We start from the raw sequence: 18,249 nt of genomic DNA on the forward strand, positions 1-18,249 counted from the left end.
TGCCTGATCCTGCGCCTCTTCTGATACAATCGGCCTAATTGTACTAAGAATGAGCTTTCCTGGCATGAAAATTGGTCTTTTCTATGGCTCCAGCACCTGCTATACCGAAATGGCAGCGGAAAAAATTCGTGATTTTATCGGTGAAGAACTGGTTACTCTGCATAATCTGAAAGATGATTCGCCAGCGCTAATGGAACAGTATGACCTGCTGATTCTCGGTATTCCGACCTGGGATTTTGGTGAATTACAGGAAGACTGGGAAGCGGTCTGGACTGATATCGCCAGCCTTAACCTGCGCGGCAAAATCGTTGCGCTGTATGGCATGGGCGATCAGTTTGGCTACGGCGAGTGGTTTCTTGACGCGCTCGGCATGCTGCACGACTTGCTGACGCCGATGGGCGTGAGATTTATAGGCTACTGGCCGCTTGAGGGTTACGAGTTCACCAGCGCGAAACCGCTGACCGCTGATGGTAAGCAGTTTGTTGGCCTCGCGCTGGATGATGTTAACCAGTACGAGGTCAGTGACGAGCGTATTGAACAGTGGTGCGAGCAGGTGCTGACTGAAATGGCTGAGCTGCTGTAACAGCCCGCCCAGCCCTGTATTACTGCGGCTTAACTGACGCGCAACCGGGAGAATTACCCTACCCGTTGATTTTGCGCGTCAGTAACAGTATCGGCTTACTCATCATCCCTGCCCTTACTTAACAAACACTGGCGCAGCTGACGCCACGATGCTTCATCCATGCTGTCACGCAGCAGCCACAGGCGCTCCCGCTTTCCGCTATTATCACGTAATGTCAGCAGCAAAGCCGACCCTATACGCCAGGGACGTCGGGTAATCATCCACTCCTTGTGACGCCAGCGTAAGCGGCGCTCGGTTAACAGCGCGATTGCCCCTTCGCGACGACGAATGCGCCGCTGGCTGCGCACGCTCTCCAGCACCACCAGCGTTAACAGCACAATCCAGACAACAGTATAAGTTGGTGGCCACGGTGCCAGTAACAGCAGCAGAATAACCACCCCATGCAGCAACAGTGAAACCCACTGAGCTTGCCATGAAACGCGTAGATCAGATTGCCACTGGACCACGTTGTTGGTTTCTCTGTTGAATCAGTTGCACCATGCGTTTCAGCTCGGGATCGGCAGGTTCGCCATGGTTCATCAGCCAGTTAAACAGGTCGGGATCGTCACTTTCCAGCAGGTGAATAAACACTTGCTTGTCGGTGTCGCTCAACGAGTCATATTCATACTCAAAGAACGGCATAATGGAGATGTCCAGCTCACGCATACCGCGACGGCATGCCCAGTGAATTCGCGCTTTGTTGTTAATATCCATTTTTTAATCATCAGTTAGCTAAACATGGGCGCTAGTTTAGCGCTTTTTTAACAAAATGCGCGATACGCAAATTTTGCCGTTCCGGCTTAACGCGTAAAGCACTGCTACAAGATGCAGGGTTAACACGCGTTTTGTGCGTCATCTTCAGAAAACAGGTTGCAAAGCACAGGTGCTCTTTTAACATGAGAAGCATATTGATGGCTTTTGGACACCCTTTTCAGGATATAACTATGCCAACCTTTACTTTACCGCCGCGTCAGCCTGTTGCCTCAGCGCGCTTGCCGCTGACGCTGATCTCGCTGGAAGATTGGGCGCTGACTACCGTGCAAGGTCAGGATCGCGTCAGTTATCTGCAGGGGCAGGTGACACTTGATGTCGCCGCACTGGGTTCTAACCAGCATCTTCTCTGCGCGCACTGCGACGCAAAAGGAAAAATGTGGAGCAACCTGCGCCTGTTCCATCGTGGCGAAGGTTTTGCCTATATTGAGCGACGCAGCGTGCGTGAAAACCAAATCACCGAGCTAAAAAAGTATGCGGTGTTCGCCAAAATCACCATCGAAGCGGACGACCAGTCCGTGTTATCCGGTGTGGCTGGGTTTCAGGCGCGTGCAGCGCTGACTGGCCTGTTTGACCAGCTGCCAGATGCTGAAAATCAGGTGGTGCAGCAGGGTGACAGCACGCTGCTGTGGTTTGCCCATCCTGCCGAGCGTTTTCTGCTGATTACCAGCGCGGAAAAAGCGCAGGAAATTCAGCAAAAGCTGGCCGGTGAAGCGCAGTTTAATGACAGCGCACAATGGCTGGCGCTGAATATCGAAGCGGGTTTACCGATTATCGATGAGAAGAACAGCACTCAGTTTATCCCACAGGCCACCAACCTGCAGTCGCTGGATGCCATCAGCTTTAAAAAAGGCTGTTACACCGGCCAGGAGATGGTGGCTCGCGCCAAGTTCCGAGGAGCCAATAAACGTGCGCTTTACTGGCTGGCGGGCAATGCCAGCCGGGTTCCGGAAGCGGGCGATTCGCTGGAGATGCAGCTGGGAGAAAACTGGCGTCGCACCGGCACAATTCTGGCGGCCATTCAGCTGGATAACGGTGAGGTGTGGGTGCAGGTGGTGATGAATAACGATCTTGATGCCGATACCGTGCTGCGCGTTCAGGGCGATGAAGGCGGTAAGCTGGCAATTCAGCCGCTGCCTTATACCATCGACTAATTCATTCATCAGGCGAGGCTGCCTGCCTCGCCACTGAATTAAATAACGTAAAAATAGATCGCCATAAAGTGACACAGGCTGCCACCGAGTACAAAGCCATGCCAGATTGCATGATTATACGGAATGCGATTTGAGGCGTAGAAAATCACCCCCAGCGAATAGATAATCCCGCCCGCAGCCAATAGCCAGACGCCTCCTGCCGATAAGGTCATCGCCAGTTGATAAATCACTATCAGTGACAACCAGCCCATCAACATATAGGTGATCAGCGACATTGCCTCAAAGCGGTGCGCAAATATCAGTTTAAAAACCACCCCAATTAACGCCAGACTCCAGATCACCACCATCAGCCAGTGTGCCAGCGGCGATTTAAGCCCCACCAGCAGAAATGGCGTATAAGTGCCGGCAATCAACAGATAGATGGCACAGTGGTCAAGTTTTTTCAGCCAGTATTTTGCCCGTGGATGAGGAATTGCGTGGTAAAGCGTTGAGGCCAGAAACAGCAGAATCATACTGCCGCCATAAACGCTGTAGCTGGTGATCGCCAGCGCACTGGCGCGTGCATCAATGGCCTGGTCAAGCAGCAGCACTAATCCAATAATCCCCAGCAGACAGCCAACACCATGACTGATGCTGTTAGCGATCTCTTCGGCCAGTGAATATCCCTTGGCTAAAAGCGTGTTATTCGTCATAAAACCGGGCTCCCCCGCGTCAGAAACTCACAAACAGAGATAACGTTGCAGAAGTAGCCTAACTGAGAATAATTTCAGAGTACACCTGTAAGCTAAAATTAAACTGTGTAGCCATGTAACATCAGCGCAACAGGCTGCTGCCATCAGCGACCGCCGGCAGCATCAATATTACTGCCGGTAATATATGAAGCCTCTTCGCTCAGCAGCCAGACAATCGCGTTGGCGATCTCTTCCGCCTGCCCGCCGCGCTGCATTGGAATAGCCGGAGCCAGACGATCAACGCGACCGGCTTCGCCGTCATCAGCATGCATCTCAGTGTAGATGCAGCCAGGACGCACGCCGTTAACCCGCACGCCCAGCGCCGCCACTTCCAGCGACAACCCCCTTGTCAGGGTGTCCATTGCCCCTTTCGATGCGGCATAATCAACATATTCCCCCGGCGCGCCGGTCCGCGATGCGGCGGATGATACGTTCACTATCGCCCCACCGTTACCGCCGTGATGGTGCGCCATGCGCTTGATCGCCTCACGACAGCAGATAAAAGTGCCGGTGACATTGGTGCGGAATACCCGATTAATACGTTCGGCGGTCAGCTCTTCCAGCGTCGATTGCTGAAACAAAATACCGGCGTTATTCACCAGTGCAGTCAGAGTTCCAGGCTGGCTGTCGATATACTGGAACATCGCCACCACCTGCGCTTCATCGGCGATATCCGCCTGCACGCTAAATGCGCGACCGCCCGCCTGTTCAATCTGGCGCACCACCTCTGCGGCTGCATCTGCACGTTGATGATAGTTAACGGCAACACAATATCCCCGCGCCGCCAGCTGCAGCGCCGTCGCGCGTCCGATCCCCCGGCTGGCACCGGTGACTAAGGCAATATTCATCGTTCCTCCCAAAAAAAAGGCCGGGTAATCCCGGCCGGTTTGATCTGTCAGCAATAATTACTGATATTCGCTCATCGGGACACATGAGCAGAACAGGTTACGGTCACCGAATACATCATCCAGACGCTTTACCGTCGGCCAGTATTTATTATCACTGCCTGCCGGGAATACCGCCAGTTCACGGCTGTAGGGATGCGTCCACTCGCCGACGATCTCCATCTGGGTATGGGGCGCGTTTACCAACGGATTATCTTCCGCAGGCCATTCACCTTCCGCCACACGATCAATTTCGATACGGATTGACAGCATCGCATCGATAAAGCGATCCAGTTCGATTTTACTTTCAGACTCCGTCGGCTCCACCATCAGCGTACCCGCGACCGGGAATGACATGGTTGGCGCATGGAAACCGTAGTCGATCAGGCGTTTGGCGATATCCAGCTCGCTGATGCCGGTCTGCTCTTTAAGCGGGCGAATGTCCAGAATACATTCGTGCGCCACGCGGCCATCGCGACCCGCATAGAGGATTGGATAGGCTGACTGCAAGCGGGTGGCGATATAGTTCGCATTCAGGATTGCCACCGAGCTGGCCTGTTTCAGCCCCTCAGCGCCCATCATGCGGATATACATCCAGCTGATTGGCAAAATCGATGCGCTGCCAAACGGTGCGGCAGACACCGCGCCTTGCTGGGTCAGCATATCATCAATCTGCACCACGCTATGACCCGGTACAAACGGAGCCAGATGCGCTTTTACGCCAATCGGCCCCATGCCCGGGCCACCGCCACCGTGCGGAATACAGAAGGTTTTATGCAGGTTAAGGTGCGACACATCCGCGCCAATATAGCCAGGCGTCGTGATGCCTACCTGCGCATTCATGTTGGCACCGTCGAGATACACCTGGCCGCCAAACTGATGCACAATCTGGCACACTTCACGGATAGTCTCTTCGTAAACACCATGGGTCGACGGATAGGTCACCATAATGCAGGAGAGCGCTTCGCCCGCCTGCTCCGCCTTCTGGCGCAGATCGTGTAAATCGATGTTGCCCTGCTTATCACAAGCCACCACCACGACTGCCATACCCGCCATCTGTGCCGAAGCCGGGTTAGTACCGTGTGCCGAACTTGGGATCAGGCAGATATGGCGACCGGCTTCATTGCGGCTCTCATGGTAGCGACGAATCGCCAGCAAACCTGCGTACTCGCCCTGCGCCCCAGAATTTGGCTGCATACAGAGCGCGTCATAGCCGGTCAGCTGCACCAGCCACTGCGACAGCTGACCAATCATCTGCAAATAGCCGCTGGCCTGATCGGCCGGGCAGAATGGGTGCAGACCAGCAAACTCTGGCCAGGTAATCGGAATCATTTCCGCCGCAGCGTTCAGCTTCATGGTGCAGGATCCCAGAGGGATCATCGCCTGATTCAGCGCCAGATCTTTACGCTCCAGGCTGTGCATATAGCGCATCATCTCAGTTTCACTGTGATGACGATTAAATACCGGATGCGTCAGGATCGCCTCTTTACGCAGCAGATCGGCCGGAACTGACTGGCTGTTGTGCGCAACCTGCGCGTCAAGCGCCTCGATATCGATAGCATGATCTTCACCCAGCAGAATCGACAGCAGCGCCGCCACATCTTCGCGGCTGGTGGTTTCATCAAGCGTGATACCGACGGCATTATGAATATCGGTACGCAGATTAGCGCCAAAACTCAGCGCGCGATCCAGCACTGCGGCTTTATCCGCAACCTCAACGGTAAGAGTATCAAACCAGCTGTGATGGCGCAGCGTCAGGCCGCCCTGCTTCAGGCCAGCAGCCAGAATATCGGTCAGACGATGGATACGCCCGGCAATGCGCTGCAATCCTACTGGCCCGTGGTACACCGCATACAGGCTGGCAATATTGGCCAGCAGTACCTGCGAAGTACAGATGTTGGAGTTGGCTTTCTCACGACGGATATGCTGTTCGCGCGTCTGCATTGCCATGCGTAGCGCGGTGTTACCCGCCGCATCACGTGATACGCCAATAATACGCCCGGGCATAGAACGCTTATGCTCATCACGCGCAGCGAAGAATGCCGCATGTGGCCCGCCGTAACCCATCGGTACGCCGAATCGTTGCGCCGAGCCGAAGACAATATCCGCCCCCTGCTTACCAGGCGCTTCCAGCAATACCAGCGACATAAACTCTGCGGCAACGCTGACAATCACTTTGCGATTTTTCAGTTCAGCAATCAGCTGGCGATAGTCATGCGCTTCGCCGGTAGTGCCGACCTGCTGCAACAGCACGCCAAACAGATCCTGATGATCGAGTGCTTTATCAGCCCGATCCACCAGCACTTCAAAACCAAAGGTTTCGGCACGGGTGCGCACCACATCCAGAGTTTGCGGATGAATATCTTCAGCCACAAAGAATTTATTGGCATTTTTCAGCTTACTGACGCGCTTCGCCATCGCCATCGCTTCTGCCGCCGCAGTGGCTTCATCCAGCAGCGATGCAGAGGCGATATCCAGCCCGGTCAGATCCAGCGTCAGCTGCTGGAAATTGAGCAATGCTTCCAGTCGGCCCTGCGAAACTTCTGGCTGATAAGGCGTATAAGCGGTGTACCAGCCCGGATTTTCCAGCATATTGCGCAGAATAACCGGCGGCGTTAACACCGGCGCATAACCCATGCCGATATAGGATTTATACAGCTGATTCTGACTGGCAATCGCTTTCAGCTCGGCCAGCGCCTGGTGCTCTGTCAACGCGTCGCCAATTGCCGGAGGGCTGGGTAACTGGATATCTGCCGGCACAATCGAGCCAATTAAATCGGTGAGAGAGCTGGCACCAACGGTCGCCAGCATCGCTTGCTGCTGCTGCTGCGAGGGGCCAATATGGCGTTCGATAAACGCGCCGGTGTGTTCAAGCTGGCTGAGAGTCTGAGTCATTAGCGGTAAATCCTGCATCGGGCATAGGGAAGTGTATTGCCCTCCACGGTCTGGCGGAGGAGGCAGCCTTCCCCCGTTCGCTGAGGGAAGGAGCAGTCTGAGTGTTACTCGTCGATAGAGGCCTTATAGGCAGCGGCGTCTAACATCGCGTCCAGCTCTGATTCATCACTGGCTTTGATTTTAAATAACCAACCTTCGCTGTACGGCGCGCTGTTAACCAGCTCGGGCGCAGCTTCCAGCTCACTGTTAACCGCGATGATTTCACCACTCAGCGGAGCATAGATATCAGAGGCGGCCTTTACCGACTCTGCCACGGCACAATCGTCGCCAGCAGCATAGCTGGCACCGACGTCAGGCAGGTCAACAAACACCATATCACCCAGCAATTCCTGTGCGTGCTCGGTAATGCCGACGGTGTAGCTGCCGTCCGCTTCCTTACGCACCCACTCATGGCTATCACGATACTTCAGTTCATCAGGCACATTGCTCATCGACATACTCTCCAGAAAAAAGAAACAGATTACTGAACGACCGGTTTACCGGATCGAACAAAAACAGGTTTAGTGACTTTTACCGGCATTTCGCGATTGCGAATCTGCACAATCGCCTGCTCGCCAATGTCGGCAGGCACGCGCGCCAGCGCAATGCTGTAGCCTAAGGTGGGAGAAAACGATCCGCTGGTAATCACACCTTCATGATGGTTACCGCCGTCATCGGTAAAACGAACCGGTAATTCATTACGCAGTACGCCTTTCTCGGTCATGATCAGGCCAACCAGCTTTTCAGTGCCCTTCTTACGCTGAATTTCCAGCGCCTCGCGCCCAATAAAATCACGATCGGCAGGCTCCCAGCTCACCGTCCAGCCCATATTGGCAGCCAGCGGCGAAACACCTTCATCCATCTCCTGGCCGTACAGATTCATGCCGGCTTCAAGGCGCAGGGTATCGCGCGCGCCCAGCCCGGCAGGTTTCACTCCGGCGGCCAGCAGTTGCTGCCAGAAGCCCGCCGCTTGTTCTTTTGGTAGCGCAATTTCATAACCCGCTTCACCGGTATAACCGGTGGTGGCGATAAACAGTTCACCCGCCTGCACGCCGAAAAACGGTTTCATACCGGCAATCGCCTGGCGCTGCGCATCATCCAGCAGAGTTTGTGCTTTTTGCTGGGCGTTTGGCCCCTGCACGGCGATCAACGCCAAATCGTCACGTTCTGTCAGCTGCACACCGTATGCGGCGGCGTGCTCGCCAATCCATGCCAGGTCTTTTTCACGCGTTGCCGAGTTCACCACCAGACGGAAGTAGTCCTCGGTCATAAAGTAAACAATCAGATCGTCAATCACGCCACCCGAGGCATTCAGCATCCCGCTGTACAGTGCTTTGCCTGCGGAAGTCAGCTTAGCGACATCGTTCGCCAGCAAATAACGCAAAAATTCGCGAGTCCGCGCACCATGCAGATCGACAATGGTCATATGTGAAACATCAAACATCCCGGCGTCATTGCGGACCGCATGATGCTCATCCATCTGTGAACCGTAGTGCAGCGGCATCATCCAGCCGTGAAAATCTACCATGCGGGCACCGCAAGCCTGATGCTGTTCGAACAAGGGAGTCTGCTGAGTCATATCTGTCCTGTGCATAAACTGTTGTTGTTAGAAATTGCAATAAATACCGGCAAAACGGCGCGACGCAAACGTTACCTTTTCCCTGAAGTTACCACCTAACGCGTGGATTAACCATAAGCTAAACGAGGGTGAATCCGCTGTGCACTATCACAATGCACGGATGATTCTGCAGAGTTTTTCACTAAAAAACTGCGCCATAAGGCACATAATTAACAACAAAACGATATCAAAGCAGACTAATGATAAAGATTCGAACGAACGGGGATAGATAATGACTGAGGAGAAAAGCATTCTGCATTAGAAATAATAATGCGAAATGGGTCGTAGAATTAGAATTTTTCAAATGTGCCCCAACACAGGGCAATCGGACACGTGCAGCGGATCCGGGACGCCGACGCATAAAAAAAGGCGGCGAAAACGCCGCCCGTCAGGGATCGCGTGTTACTTCAGCCAGTCAGGCAAATCGTTCAGCCCCATCGCCTGTTTTAACAGTCGTGGCTTAACGCCTGGCAGAGTATCCGCCAGTTTGAGACCGACATCACGCAGCAGTTTCTTCGCCGGATTCTCACCCGCAAACAGCTCACGGAAGCCCTGCATGCCCGCCAGCATCACAGCAGCACTGTGCTTCCTGCTGCGCTCGTAACGGCGCAGATAAAGATGCTGGCCGATATCTTTGCCCTGCTGATGCAGGCGTTTAATCTCGCCAATCAGTTCCGCAGCGTCCATAAAGCCGAGGTTAACCCCCTGCCCGGCCAGCGGATGCACGGTATGCGCCGCATCGCCAACCAGCGCCAGACGGTGAGCGGCAAAACTCCGGGCATAGCGCCCCATCAACGGGAATGTCTCACGCTGGCTTTCGGCCTGGCACAGCCCCATCTGCATATCGAACGCGACTGAGAGCTGCTGATTAAACAGTTCAACCGGCATCGACTGTAATCGGCTGGCTTCCTGTGGCGGCACTGACCAGACAATTGAGCACAAATGCGGATCGCTGAGCGGTAAAAATGCCAGAATGCCGTCCCCATGAAACACCTGACGCGCTACCGCATCATGTGGCTGTTCAGTGCGAATATTCGCCACCAGCGCATGATGCTGATAATCCCAGAAGGTTAACGGGATATCAGCCTTGTTGCGCAGCCATGAATTCGCGCCATCTGCCGCCACCAGCAGGCGCGCGCTCATCATATTGTCGTCCTGCAGGGTGACAAACGCCTCGTTATCGCCAAAGGCCACCTGCTGCAACTGCGCAGGCGCAATCAGCGTGATATCACTCTGCTGGCTGGCTTTCTGCCACAACGCCTGATGAATCACCTGGTTTTCAATAATATGACCAAGATGCGACAGCCCTTGCTGCTCATCATCAAAGGCGATATGGCCAAAGCTGTCTCGATCCCACACTTGCATACCGTGATAAGGCGCGGCGCGCAGGGCAAGGATCGCTGACCAGACGTCAAGATGCTGCAACAGACGCTCGCTGGCGGCATTGATCGCGGATACCCGCAGACCCGCAGGCGCGTCGGCAGCCATCTCCTGCGGCGGCGATTTTTCCAGCACCGCAACCCGTAATCCGCTGCCCTGCAAGCCGCAAGCCACCGCCAGACCCACCATACCGCCGCCGGCGATTACTACGTCAAATGTTTGCATTAAAATCCTCTTATCAACGCTTTACCCAACCGAGCGTGCGCTCGGCCAGCATATTGCGCATCAGCGGTAAATTGTCCATGGCCATCAGGCCCAGATTGCGTCCAACGACCAACGGCGAAAAACGGTTAGCAAACAGCCGTACCAGGCCATCGGTAATGCCCACGGTGGCTTGTCTGTCCGGCTGACGACGCTGTTGATAGTGTTGCAGCACGGCAAAACTGCCGGGATCCTGCTGCTGGCGATGCGCCCCCGCCAGGGTTTCTGCCAGCGACATCACATCGCGCAGGCCAAGGTTAAATCCCTGACCGGCAATCGGATGCAGAGTTTGTGCCGCGTTCCCGACTACTGCCAGACGATGGCTGCTGACCTGCGAAGCGATTTGCAGCGCCAGCGGATAACTCAGCCGCTGACCAACATGGGTAAATTTTCCCAGCCGCCAGCCAAACGCCTGCTGCAACTGCTGCAAAAACTGTTCATCGCTCCAGCTATCCACCTGCGCCTGCTTCGCCAGAGGATGACACCAGACTAATGAGCAGCGCCCCTGCGACATCGGTAGCAGCGCCAGTGGCCCGTGTTGGGTAAAGCGCTCGAAGGCACGACCATCATGCGCCAGCTGGGTAGAGACATTAGCAATCACCGCGACCTGCTGATAATCCTCAGTTTGCCACTGAATGCCACAGGAAGCCGCCAGCTTCGAACGCGCGCCGTCGGCGGCGACCAGCAGCTGGCCGTCCAGCTGTTCGCCACTGTCCAGCGTTACCGTGACCTGCTGCTGACTGCGGGTCACCGTAGTGACTGCGGCCGGACAGCGTAGCGTCACGCCTGGCGCCTGTTTCAGCATGGCAAACAGCCGCTGGCCAACATCATGCAGCTCGACCACCTGGCCGAGCGCCGAAACCTGATAGTCCTGCGCATCCAGCGAGACAAAACCGGCATGACCACGGTCGCTGACGTGCACATGGGTAATCGGCGTAGCGCAATCCTGCAATGATGGCCAGATATTGATTGCCGCCAGTTGCTGACAGGTGCCAGCCGCCAGCGCAATCGCCCGTCCATCAAAGCCCGGATGATCGCGTTCTCCCGGGGCGCTGGCTTCAACCAACGTCACCGGTAAACTGCCTTGAGAAAGATGTGAAATCGCCAGTGCCAGAGTGGCACCGGTCATTCCACCGCCTGCGATGATAATGCTCATAACGCTTTTGCTGCCGCCATTAACGCTTCAATTTCATCGGCATCTTTCACCACGCTGTCAGTAAGATTTTCATTACCGTCAGCGGTGATTACAATGTCATCTTCGATACGAATGCCGATACCGCGATACTCTGCCGGTACATCGGCATCCGGTGCAATGTACAATCCGGGTTCGACAGTCAGTACCATGCCCGGCTCCAGCGTGCGGCCACGGTCGACCGTGCCGTAATGGCCTACATCATGGACATCCAGCCCCAGCCAGTGACTCAGGCCGTGCATGAAGAACTGACGGTGCGCCATATCAGCAATCAGCTGATCGACATCACCCTGCATCACGCCCAGCTTAACCAACCCGCTGACCATAATGCGCACCACTTCGTTATTGACCTCACGAATGCTGATGCCGGGACCAAACAGTTCCAGTGAACGGTTAAGTGACGCCAGAACGATATCGTAAATTGCACGCTGCGGTGCGCTGAACTTGCCGTTAACCGGGAAAGTCCGGGTGATATCACCGGCATAACCGTGGAATTCACAACCGGCGTCAATCAGCACCAGCTCGCCATCGCGCAGCGGTGATTCATTTTCGGTATAGTGCAGAATACAGCCGTTTTCACCCCCGCCCACAATGGTGTTATAGGCCGGGAAGCGCGCGCCGTGACGGCTGAACTCGTGATGAATTTCGCCTTCCAGCTGATATTCATACATGCCAGGGCGGCATTTTTCCATCGCGCGGGTATGAGCCAGCGCGCTGATTTTCCCCGCCTGACGCAGGATCTCAAGCTCTTCCGGTGCCTTAAACAGGCGCATCTCATGCACCCACGGGCGCCAGTCAACCAGAGTGCCGGGAGCCTGCAAGTTCTGCCGAAAACCGCGACGCAGTTTTTCCAGCGCGCCGAACAGAATGGTATCTGCTTGCGCATATTCGCCCTGAGCGTGATAAACCACATCCAGCCCGTTCAGTAACAGATGCAGCTGTTCGCCGACATCGTCATATGGCAATGCACGGTCTACGCCCAGTTTTTCCGGCGCAGCCTCCTGACCAAGACGGCGGCCAAACCAGATCTCAGCATTCTTATCACGCACGCGATTGAAAAGGACGCTGTGATTGTGCGACTCATCACTTTTAATCAGTATCAACACCGCTTCCGGCTCGTTAAAACCGGTGAAGTACCAGAAATCACTGTTCTGACGATACGGATATTCGCTGTCTGCACTGCGGGTAGCTTCGGGTGCAGCAAAAATAACGGCCGCGCTGGCCGGAGCCATTTTGGCTAACAGTGTCTGGCGGCGCTGCAAAAACGCTGAAAGATTAACCACGTTACGGCTCCCTGTTAATTCATTGGCACGGGCGGCGAGAATGCCGCACCAGAAAATAGTTTAGTGTAAAGTCGGTTTCTTGATTTCCACCGCGGCAGGAGCCGGGCGAGTGAAAGTATCATGGCAAAGTAACGCCGCGACACGGACATATTCAATAATCTCTTCCAGAGATTGCTCCAGCTCTTCCTGATCTTCGTCTTCGTCATAACCGAGCTGGGCAATGGTGCGCAGATCGTCAATCGCTTCACCGGTTTCGCCTTTGACCTTATCCAGTTTTGGCTGCGTTACGCCCAGGCCCAGCAGGAAATGGTTAACCCAGCCCGCCAGTGCGTCAGCGCGGTCAAATACCGTGATGTCGTCCTCTTCCGGCAGCCACAGCTGGAACATAAAGCCTTCATCTTCCAGCGTGTCCGAGACGCTCTGATGCAACTGTTGCAGCGGTTGCGCCAGCGCCTGCGAGAACGCCATCCCTTCGTTGGTCAGATCGTGAACCAGCGTTTGCCAGCTGCGATCCTGAGTACCACCGCAGATGATTCCGCTGATTAAACCGTGCATTTCTGCAGGAGTCATACCGACTCCCTGCTGCGTAAGCGCTGAGGCCAGCGTGTTGTAAGCCGGCATTGTGTTCTGTATAGACATACGTATTCATCATCGTTGGCAGGATTAGTTCGTGTTATGCTACCACCAGGTGCCTCGACGATTCCAGAAAGGGCTTGTTTCTTCTCTTTGGGGTATATATAGTGGCGCCCCTCCCAAGCCATTGAGTGGCAAGGGCGATATTGCGGGCGCAGTAATCAGTCAGGAAGGTGGCATGTCTGCACAACCGGTAGATATTCAAATTTTTGGCCGTTCATTACGAGTGAATTGTCCGCCTGAACAGCAAGATGCGCTGAACATGGCTGCGGAAGACCTCAATCAACGGTTGCAAGATTTAAAAGTTCGCACTAGAGTCACTAATACCGAGCAACTGGTATTTATTGCTGCGTTGAACATTTGCCATGAACTGGCGCAGGAAAAAGTCAAAACACGCGACTATGCTGCCAATATGGAACAACGCATTCGGATGCTGCAACAGACCATTGAGCAGGCATTACTTGAACAAGGTCGCATATCCGATCGCCAGGGTGCAAAGTTCGAATAACACTTCATGGTTTGCTGTGATACAGTGACGGTGAAGTAAAATTTTCTCTGAGATGTTTGCAAGCGGGCCAGTCCCCTGAGCCGATATTTCATACCAAACAGAGTGTGGCGCTCTGTAACCTGTGAGCATGCTCGGTCCGTCCGAGAAGCCTGATGGTTGCGACGGCACATTCACCTTGAACCAAGGGTTCAAGGGTTACAGCCTGCTGCGGCATCTCGGAGATTCCCCTTCCCTTTAACGGCCAGACCGTTTCAGCCTTCGGGCGCTATATTCCAACGAGTTCCCTATGACATCCATCTCCTTATTAGATCGTCAGGCTATTCGTAAGAAAATTCGCCATATGCGTCAGTCACTTAGTGATGAGCAACAGCAACGCGCTGCCGAACAGGTTGCGGAGCATGCGCTTAATTTTGTCCCCATTCAGCAAGCACAGAACATCGCCCTGTTTCTTTCAGTGGACGGTGAACTGAACACCCGCCCGTTAATTGCAAAACTATGGCAGCAGAAAAAGCAGGTTTATCTGCCGGTACTGCATCCGTTTTGCCGCGGGCAGTTGCTGTTTGTGCGCTACGACGCCAATACCCAGCTGCAAACTAACCGACTGCGCATTCCCGAGCCACCGCTGACGCCAGGCACTCTGCTGCCGCTCAGCGAGCTGGAGGTCGTGCTGATGCCGTTAGTGGCCTTTGACCATCATGGGAACCGGCTGGGCATGGGCGGTGGCTTCTATGACCGCACCTTGCAGAACTGGCGACAACAGCGCTTTGTCCCCATAGGCCTGGCGCATGATTGTCAGCAGGTAGATGATTTACCGGTGGCGGAGTGGGATGTGCCGTTATCAGCGATGATTACGCCGTCAAAACTGTGGCAGTGGTAAGTCGGGAGCCGAAACGACCCCGCGACTTTTATTGCAAGGCGGCGTTTTAGCCGCCCAAATACTCAGTACAGCAAACGTGCGCGGATGGTTCCAGGAATCGCTTTCATCAGCTGCAGCGCTTTGTGCGCCACATCTTCTTCAGCATCAATATCAATCACCACATAGCCCATCAGCGGCGTTGTTTGCAGATACTGTGCAGCAATGTTGATACCCTGCTCAGCGAAAATCTGGTTAATCGCAGTCAGTACGCCCGGACGGTTTTCATGGATATGCAACAGACGACTCACGGCAGCGCCGTGCATCGGCAGTGACACTTCCGGGAAATTAACCGCCGACAGGGTAGAACCATTATCGGAATATTTCGCCAGTTTGCCCGCAACCTCAATGCCGATATTTTCCTGAGCTTCCTGAGTAGAACCGCCAATGTGTGGCGTCAGAATCACATTATCAAACTCGCACAGCGGTGAAGTAAACGGATCGCTGTTGGTTGCCGGCTCGACCGGGAACACGTCAATGGCCGCACCTGCCAGATGTTTGCTAGCCAGTACCTCGCACAGCGCCGGGATATCCACAACGGTTCCGCGCGAGGCGTTAATCAGCAGTGCGCCAGGCTTCATCAGTGCCAGCTGTTCCGCACCCATCATATTTTGCGTAGAAAGGGTTTCCGGCACGTGCAGGCTGACCACGTCGCTCATATTCAGCAGATCGGACAGATGACGTACCTGAGTGGCATTACCCAGCGGCAGTTTGTTCTCGATATCATAGAAGAACACATGCATGCCGAGGCTTTCCGCCAGTACACCGAGCTGCATACCGATATGGCCATAACCGATAATACCCAGTTTTTTGCCACGCGCTTCGAAAGAACCGACCGCCAGTTTGTTCCAGATACCGCGATGAGCTTTGGCGTTTGCTTCCGGAATTCCGCGCAGCAGCAGCAGCAGCTCACCAATCACCAACTCAGCAACGGATCGGGTATTGGAGAAAGGGGCGTTAAATACCGGAATCCCGCGTTGTGCGGCGGCGTTCAGATCAACCTGGTTGGTGCCGATACAGAAGCAACCTACCGCGACCAGTTTTTCTGCCGCGGCAAAAATCTCTTCGCTGAGTTGAGTACGCGAGCGGATGCCAACGAAGTGCGCATCACGGATGGATTCCTTCAGAGACTCGCTGTCCAGCGCGCCTTTATGAAATTCGATGTTGGTATAGCCTGACGCACGCAGATTTTCCAGCGCGCTCTGGTGAACACCTTCCACCAGCAGGAACTTAATCTTGTCTTTCTCCAGTGATACCTTTGCCATTTCCCGACCTTATTTTGCAGACTTCAGAAGTAACCGCTATACCCTTCACCCCGCCGGGTGATCGCAGATATAAGCCAGCCTTCTGTCAAAATATCAAAAAATACGCTGGCAGCAATACAAACGATTGCCTGGCCACCAGCACGGCGGCATCGTTGGGCAGAACAATGCGACAGATTATAGCGGTTCACACCGCCAACTTAGTAGGATGGCTCGGCAGGCCAGGTTTATGTGACATAAGTCACTAAATTTAACCTGTTGAAGAAAAGATGTTTTTTTATCAGAAATAACTGCTGGCGTCTTCACGCCAGACAGATCATCTTTCAATGGTTTTGACGCCAGAAGCGGTACCTATCAGCGCCACATCGGCACCACGGCTGGCAAACAGCCCTACCGTCACCACGCCAGGCAGTGCGTTAATCGCGTTTTCCAGCGCAATTGGCTCAAGAATTTGCAGATTATGCACGTCGAGAATAATGTTGCCGTTGTCGGTCAGTACATTCTGACGGTACTCGGGTAAGCCACCGAGCTTGACCAGCTGGCGTGCAACATAAGCGCGCGCCATCGGGATGACTTCAACCGGCAGCGGAAATCTACCCAGCACATCGACCTGCTTTGACTCATCAGCAATACAGATAAATTTATCTGCCACCGCCGCAATGATTTTCTCACGGGTCAGCGCTGCGCCACCGCCTTTAATCATTTGCATCTGGCGGTTGATTTCGTCGGCGCCGTCGACATAGACAGAAAGTCCGTCGACCTCATTGAGATCGAACACCGGTATGCCTAAACTTTTCAATCTGGCAGTGGATGCGTCCGAGCTGGATACCGCACCGTCGATTTGATGTTTGATTGAGCCCAGCGCATCAATAAAGTGCGCGGCGGTTGATCCGGTGCCAACGCCGACAATGGTGCCGGGCTTGACGTATTCCAGCGCGGCCCAACCTACTGCTTTTTTCAGTTCATCCTGTGTCATGGTATGTTTAAAACCTGTGGCAACTGTGTGGCCCTAGTATAAAGCAAGCACCGCGCAAAATGTCCTGTTCAATCGTCTTTGATGTGCAGGAGTGGAAGCCAGCCCACAAAGTGATTGATAAGTAAGGTCAGGGCAAATACCTGATTTTGTGGCATAGTGCAGATATCAGCCTTAAAGGATAAGACTACAACAATGAAACGCCCGGATTATCGAACGCTTCAGGCTCTGGATGCTGTGATTCGCGAGCGCGGCTTTGAACGCGCTGCGCAGAAGCTTTGTATAACGCAATCAGCAGTATCACAGCGAATAAAACAGCTGGAGAATATGTTCGGTCAGCCGCTGCTGGTGCGCACCGTCCCCCCTCGCCCGACCGAGCAGGGGCAGAAGTTGCTGGCGCTGTTGCATCAGGTTGAGCTGCTGGAAGAGGAGTGGCTGGGCGATGAAAACGGCGGCACAACCCCTTTGCTGCTTTCACTGGCGGTCAACGCCGACAGTCTGGCAACCTGGCTGTTACCGGCATTGAAAAACGTGCTGACCGACTCGCCGGTGCGCCTGAACCTGCAAGTGGAAGATGAAACCCGCACGCAAGAGCGCCTACGCCGTGGTGAAGTGGTGGGTGCGGTAAGTATTCAGCCGCAGCCACTGCCAAGCTGCCTGGTCGATCAACTGGGCGCGCTGGACTATCTGTTTGTTGGGTCAAAAGAGTTTGCCGCACGCTACTTCCCGAATGGTGTAACGCGCTCAGCGCTGCTGAAAGCGCCAGCGGTGGCCTTTGATCATCTCGACGATATGCACCAGGCGTTTTTACAACAGAACTTTGATTTGTCGCCGGGCAGCGTACCCTGCCATATCGTTAACTCGTCGGAAGCCTTTGTCCAGCTGGCGCGTCAGGGATCAACCTGCTGTATGATTCCTCATTTGCAGATCGAGAAAGAGCTGGCGAGTGGTGAGCTGATCGATCTGACGCCGGGCTTGCTGCAACGCCGCATGCTGTACTGGCACCGCTTCGCGCCGGAGAGTCGTCTGATGAGAAAAGTAACCGATGCGCTGCTGGCGCATGGCCACCGGGTATTGCGTCAGGATACTGAATAGTATTCTGTTATAAACCCCGACAGGGGCGGTAAATA

At 54.4% G+C, this 18,249-nt stretch carries 18 protein-coding genes and 1 other RNA gene; 6 read left to right on the top strand and 13 right to left on the bottom strand.

Translation table 11 applies throughout. From position 1 onward, the window contains the following. Window positions 1–64: 64 nt before the first annotated feature. Window positions 65–583 carry a flavodoxin FldB gene (gene fldB / locus RIN69_RS18235; protein ID WP_313853559.1) on the top strand — a complete coding sequence of 173 codons (519 nt, stop codon included), beginning with the start codon at window positions 65–67 and terminating at the stop codon, window positions 581–583. Window positions 584–678: 95 nt separating this feature from the next. Here the strand turns inward: fldB and RIN69_RS18240 are convergent, their stop codons facing one another. Both RIN69_RS18240 and sdhE read right to left on the bottom strand, forming a co-directional pair. Next, window positions 679–1,089 (bottom strand): protein YgfX, encoded by a 411-nt coding sequence (locus RIN69_RS18240; protein ID WP_313853560.1) that lies wholly within the window; start codon window positions 1,087–1,089, stop codon window positions 679–681. Next, window positions 1,070–1,336: an FAD assembly factor SdhE gene (gene sdhE / locus RIN69_RS18245; RefSeq protein ID WP_052899472.1), complete on the bottom strand. Its 267-nt coding sequence runs from the start codon at window positions 1,334–1,336 to the stop codon at window positions 1,070–1,072. The genes RIN69_RS18240 and sdhE overlap by 20 nt, the downstream gene beginning before the upstream one ends. A gap of 230 nt (window positions 1,337–1,566) precedes the next feature. On the opposite strand from sdhE, the gene ygfZ reads away from it, so the two are divergent. Continuing rightward, the gene (ygfZ, locus tag RIN69_RS18250) at window positions 1,567–2,547 is read left to right on the top strand and encodes a tRNA-modifying protein YgfZ (RefSeq protein ID WP_313853563.1); all 981 of its coding nucleotides are present in this window, start codon (window positions 1,567–1,569) and stop codon (window positions 2,545–2,547) included. 38 nt (window positions 2,548–2,585) lie between these two features. On the opposite strand, the gene trhA is transcribed toward ygfZ, so the two are convergent. The 9 genes from trhA to RIN69_RS18295 form a co-directional block, all read right to left on the bottom strand. Beyond that, window positions 2,586–3,239, bottom strand: coding sequence for a PAQR family membrane homeostasis protein TrhA (gene trhA / locus RIN69_RS18255; protein WP_313853564.1), 654 nt, complete (start codon window positions 3,237–3,239; stop codon window positions 2,586–2,588). 143 nt (window positions 3,240–3,382) lie between these two features. After that, complete coding sequence (locus RIN69_RS18260; RefSeq protein ID WP_313853565.1) at window positions 3,383–4,126, bottom strand: SDR family oxidoreductase; 744 nt, start codon at window positions 4,124–4,126, stop codon at window positions 3,383–3,385. A 57-nt stretch (window positions 4,127–4,183) separates the two neighbouring features. Beyond that, complete coding sequence (gene gcvP, locus RIN69_RS18265) at window positions 4,184–7,057, bottom strand: aminomethyl-transferring glycine dehydrogenase (RefSeq protein ID WP_313853567.1); 2,874 nt, start codon at window positions 7,055–7,057, stop codon at window positions 4,184–4,186. A gap of 104 nt (window positions 7,058–7,161) precedes the next feature. Continuing rightward, window positions 7,162–7,548 (bottom strand): glycine cleavage system protein GcvH, encoded by a 387-nt coding sequence (gcvH, locus tag RIN69_RS18270; RefSeq protein WP_313853568.1) that lies wholly within the window; start codon window positions 7,546–7,548, stop codon window positions 7,162–7,164. 29 nt (window positions 7,549–7,577) lie between these two features. Next, window positions 7,578–8,675 carry a glycine cleavage system aminomethyltransferase GcvT gene (gene gcvT / locus RIN69_RS18275; protein ID WP_313853570.1) on the bottom strand — a complete coding sequence of 366 codons (1,098 nt, stop codon included), beginning with the start codon at window positions 8,673–8,675 and terminating at the stop codon, window positions 7,578–7,580. A 441-nt stretch (window positions 8,676–9,116) separates the two neighbouring features. Beyond that, a complete protein-coding gene (gene ubiI, locus RIN69_RS18280; RefSeq protein ID WP_313853572.1) occupies window positions 9,117–10,319 on the bottom strand; it encodes an FAD-dependent 2-octaprenylphenol hydroxylase in 1,203 nt (400 codons plus the stop codon). A 13-nt stretch (window positions 10,320–10,332) separates the two neighbouring features. Continuing rightward, the gene (ubiH, locus tag RIN69_RS18285; RefSeq protein ID WP_313853574.1) at window positions 10,333–11,511 is read right to left on the bottom strand and encodes a 2-octaprenyl-6-methoxyphenyl hydroxylase; all 1,179 of its coding nucleotides are present in this window, start codon (window positions 11,509–11,511) and stop codon (window positions 10,333–10,335) included. Continuing rightward, on the bottom strand, window positions 11,508–12,779 hold the full coding sequence (pepP, locus tag RIN69_RS18290) for a Xaa-Pro aminopeptidase (protein ID WP_390902552.1): 1,272 nt from the start codon (window positions 12,777–12,779) through the stop codon (window positions 11,508–11,510). The genes ubiH and pepP overlap by 4 nt, the downstream gene beginning before the upstream one ends. Window positions 12,780–12,890: 111 nt before the next feature. After that, on the bottom strand, window positions 12,891–13,469 hold the full coding sequence (locus RIN69_RS18295; RefSeq protein ID WP_313853577.1) for a YecA/YgfB family protein: 579 nt from the start codon (window positions 13,467–13,469) through the stop codon (window positions 12,891–12,893). A 172-nt stretch (window positions 13,470–13,641) separates the two neighbouring features. Here RIN69_RS18295 and zapA point away from each other — a divergent pair, with 172 nt between their 5' ends. From zapA to RIN69_RS18310, 3 genes are all read left to right on the top strand, one after another. Next, on the top strand, window positions 13,642–13,971 hold the full coding sequence (gene zapA / locus RIN69_RS18300; protein ID WP_017803516.1) for a cell division protein ZapA: 330 nt from the start codon (window positions 13,642–13,644) through the stop codon (window positions 13,969–13,971). A gap of 41 nt (window positions 13,972–14,012) precedes the next feature. Further along, window positions 14,013–14,197: non-coding RNA, 6S RNA (ssrS, locus tag RIN69_RS18305), on the top strand. Between the two features lie 60 nt (window positions 14,198–14,257). Next, a complete protein-coding gene (locus tag RIN69_RS18310; RefSeq protein ID WP_313853579.1) occupies window positions 14,258–14,848 on the top strand; it encodes a 5-formyltetrahydrofolate cyclo-ligase in 591 nt (196 codons plus the stop codon). A 62-nt stretch (window positions 14,849–14,910) separates the two neighbouring features. On the opposite strand, the gene serA is transcribed toward RIN69_RS18310, so the two are convergent. Both serA and rpiA read right to left on the bottom strand, forming a co-directional pair. After that, on the bottom strand, window positions 14,911–16,149 hold the full coding sequence (gene serA / locus RIN69_RS18315; protein ID WP_313853581.1) for a phosphoglycerate dehydrogenase: 1,239 nt from the start codon (window positions 16,147–16,149) through the stop codon (window positions 14,911–14,913). A gap of 313 nt (window positions 16,150–16,462) precedes the next feature. Further along, window positions 16,463–17,122: a ribose-5-phosphate isomerase RpiA gene (gene rpiA / locus RIN69_RS18320; RefSeq protein WP_313853583.1), complete on the bottom strand. Its 660-nt coding sequence runs from the start codon at window positions 17,120–17,122 to the stop codon at window positions 16,463–16,465. A 192-nt stretch (window positions 17,123–17,314) separates the two neighbouring features. Here rpiA and RIN69_RS18325 point away from each other — a divergent pair, with 192 nt between their 5' ends. Then, entirely contained in the window at window positions 17,315–18,214 is a 900-nt protein-coding gene (locus RIN69_RS18325; RefSeq protein ID WP_313853584.1) for a LysR family transcriptional regulator ArgP, read from the top strand. Window positions 18,215–18,249 lie beyond the last annotated feature (35 nt).

The sequence above is a fragment of the Winslowiella toletana genome (assembly GCF_032164335.1).
Taxonomy (GTDB): domain Bacteria; phylum Pseudomonadota; class Gammaproteobacteria; order Enterobacterales; family Enterobacteriaceae; genus Erwinia; species Erwinia toletana_A.

Bases quoted from the DNA above. Each gene is read 5' to 3' on its own strand.
- fldB (WP_313853559.1), top strand. From the start codon at position 65: ATGAAAATTGGTCTTTTCTATGGCTCCAGCACCTGCTATACCGAAATG.
- sdhE (WP_052899472.1), bottom strand. From the start codon at position 1,336: ATGGATATTAACAACAAAGCGCGAATTCACTGGGCATGCCGTCGCGGT.
- ygfZ (WP_313853563.1), top strand. From the start codon at position 1,567: ATGCCAACCTTTACTTTACCGCCGCGTCAGCCTGTTGCCTCAGCGCGC.
- trhA (WP_313853564.1), bottom strand. From the start codon at position 3,239: ATGACGAATAACACGCTTTTAGCCAAGGGATATTCACTGGCCGAAGAG.
- RIN69_RS18260 (WP_313853565.1), bottom strand. From the start codon at position 4,126: ATGAATATTGCCTTAGTCACCGGTGCCAGCCGGGGGATCGGACGCGCG.
- gcvP (WP_313853567.1), bottom strand. From the start codon at position 7,057: ATGACTCAGACTCTCAGCCAGCTTGAACACACCGGCGCGTTTATCGAA.
- gcvH (WP_313853568.1), bottom strand. From the start codon at position 7,548: ATGAGCAATGTGCCTGATGAACTGAAGTATCGTGATAGCCATGAGTGG.
- gcvT (WP_313853570.1), bottom strand. From the start codon at position 8,675: ATGACTCAGCAGACTCCCTTGTTCGAACAGCATCAGGCTTGCGGTGCC.
- ubiI (WP_313853572.1), bottom strand. From the start codon at position 10,319: ATGCAAACATTTGACGTAGTAATCGCCGGCGGCGGTATGGTGGGTCTG.
- ubiH (WP_313853574.1), bottom strand. From the start codon at position 11,511: ATGAGCATTATCATCGCAGGCGGTGGAATGACCGGTGCCACTCTGGCA.
- pepP (WP_390902552.1), bottom strand. From the start codon at position 12,779: ATGGCTCCGGCCAGCGCGGCCGTTATTTTTGCTGCACCCGAAGCTACC.
- RIN69_RS18295 (WP_313853577.1), bottom strand. From the start codon at position 13,469: ATGTCTATACAGAACACAATGCCGGCTTACAACACGCTGGCCTCAGCG.
- zapA (WP_017803516.1), top strand. From the start codon at position 13,642: ATGTCTGCACAACCGGTAGATATTCAAATTTTTGGCCGTTCATTACGA.
- RIN69_RS18310 (WP_313853579.1), top strand. From the start codon at position 14,258: ATGACATCCATCTCCTTATTAGATCGTCAGGCTATTCGTAAGAAAATT.
- serA (WP_313853581.1), bottom strand. From the start codon at position 16,149: ATGGCAAAGGTATCACTGGAGAAAGACAAGATTAAGTTCCTGCTGGTG.
- rpiA (WP_313853583.1), bottom strand. From the start codon at position 17,122: ATGACACAGGATGAACTGAAAAAAGCAGTAGGTTGGGCCGCGCTGGAA.
- RIN69_RS18325 (WP_313853584.1), top strand. From the start codon at position 17,315: ATGAAACGCCCGGATTATCGAACGCTTCAGGCTCTGGATGCTGTGATT.